2 protein-coding genes are annotated in these 1702 nt (G+C 70.8%); both read left to right on the top strand.

Features of this window, described 5'->3' with window-relative positions:
* On the top strand, window positions 1–452 hold a 452-nt coding region (locus AB0C29_RS47050), incomplete at its 5' end, for a response regulator transcription factor (protein ID WP_360834710.1).
* The gene (locus AB0C29_RS47045) at window positions 449–1678 is read left to right on the top strand and encodes a HAMP domain-containing sensor histidine kinase (RefSeq protein ID WP_360834708.1); all 1230 of its coding nucleotides are present in this window, start codon (window positions 449–451) and stop codon (window positions 1676–1678) included. The genes AB0C29_RS47050 and AB0C29_RS47045, both read left to right, overlap by 4 nt.
* Window positions 1679–1702: the final 24 nt, after the last annotated feature.

Below are 1702 nucleotides of genomic sequence, written 5' to 3'. Positions count from 1 at the left end.
GCCTCACCGTGGCCGAACGGGTCGAAGGACTGCAGCTCGGCTCCGACGTATACCTGCCCAAGCCCGTCGCGTACGAGGAGCTGGTGGCCCGTGTCCAGGCCCTCGGCCGGCCGGCCACCCCGGCCGCGCCGCCGGTGCTGACCGTCGGCGACCTGATCCTCGACCAGGCCCGCCGGGTGGTCACCCGCGGCGGCGCCCCGATCGACCTGACCAACAAGGAGTTCGGCGTCCTCGAGGAGCTGCTCAAGGCGCGCGGCGGGGTGGTCTCCAGCGAGGAGCTGCTCGAACGCGTCTGGGACGCCAACACCGACCCGTTCACCACCACGGTCCGCGTCACGGTGATGACCCTGCGCAAGAAGGTCGGCGACCCGCCGCTGATCGAGACGGTGGTCGGCGCCGGCTACCGAGTGCCCGAACCGGTCGTGGTGCTGCCCGCCGGCGGCGCGGTATGACGGTCTACGCCAGCCGGCGCGAGAAGATGCGGCTGCGGCCCACCTTGCGGCTGCGGCTCACCCTGCTCAACGGCATCCTGCTGGTCGGCGCCGGCGCGATCCTGGTGCTGCTGGCCTGGCTGCTCGTCGGCGACGCCCTGCACCCCTCGGATCAGCTGCAGCCCGGCACCCAGGTGGTGCTCGACAACGGCAACCGCCTCGACGCGCTCACCTGGCAGACCCAGCTGGTCGACCGGGCGTCCCAGGAGTTGCTGATCAAAGGCCTGATCGCGCTCTTCGCCATCGGCATCATCGGCATCGCGGGCGCGTACGCGGTGGCCGGCCGGGCGCTGCGCCCACTGCACTTCGTGACGGCGACCGCACAACGCCTCGGCGAGGAGACGCTGGACCAGCGCATCCGCTACTCCGGCGCGGACGACGAGGTGGCCGAGCTGGCCCGCACCTTCGACGCGATGCTCGACCGGCTGGCCGGGGCGTTCGAATCCCAGAAACGCTTCGTCGCCAACGCGTCCCACGAGCTGCGCACCCCGCTGGCGGTCATGCGCACCGAGATCGACGTGACGCTCAGCGACGACGAGGCCGACGTGGCCGAATACCGCCGGATGGCCAAGGTCGTCCGCAACGCCTCCGAACGCGCGAACGGCCTGGTCGACGCGCTGCTGGTGCTGGCCCGCAGCGAGGCCCAGTCCGGGCGGCGGCTGGTCCGCAAGGTGCCGGCCGACCTGGCGACCAGCGTCTACAACGCGCTGTCAGCGGTCAAGGCCGAGGCGGAACGGATGAAACTCGACGTGACGACCGACCTCCAGGCGGCGCCGGTGGTCGGCGACCCGAGCCTGCTGGACCGGCTCGCCGGCAATCTGATCGAGAACGCGATCCGCTACAACCACCTGATGGGCAAGCTCTGGCTGCGTACTGAGAACGCGGACGGGCACGCCCGGCTGGTGGTGGGGAACACCGGGTACGAGGTGGATCCGGGGGATGTTCCGGGGCTGTTCGAGCCGTTCCGCCGGGGTGGGTGGGAGCGGACCGGATCCCGGGGGTCCGGGCTGGGGCTGTCCATTGTGCGGGCGGTTTGTGACGCTCATGGCGGGACTGTTTCGGCTGTTGCTCAGGCTGGTGGGGGGCTTGAGGTCACCGTACGGTTGCCTGCTGCTGACACCACTCCTGTTGTCGCCGCTTCCGCTACGGTTCCTCGGGCCAAGGGGCTTGGGGTTGCGCCTGGGTGAGGTTTTGGGGGCGGGGATGGTCCA

The sequence above is a fragment of the Actinoplanes sp. NPDC048791 genome (assembly GCF_040650095.1).
Lineage (GTDB): Bacteria > Actinomycetota > Actinomycetes > Mycobacteriales > Micromonosporaceae > Actinoplanes.
This window is presented reverse-complemented; position numbering and strand designations above follow the sequence as displayed.

What these genes read in the sequence shown, in the direction of transcription:
- AB0C29_RS47045 (WP_360834708.1), top strand. Translation starts at nt 449, where the DNA reads ATGACGGTCTACGCCAGCCGGCGCGAGAAGATGCGGCTGCGGCCCACC.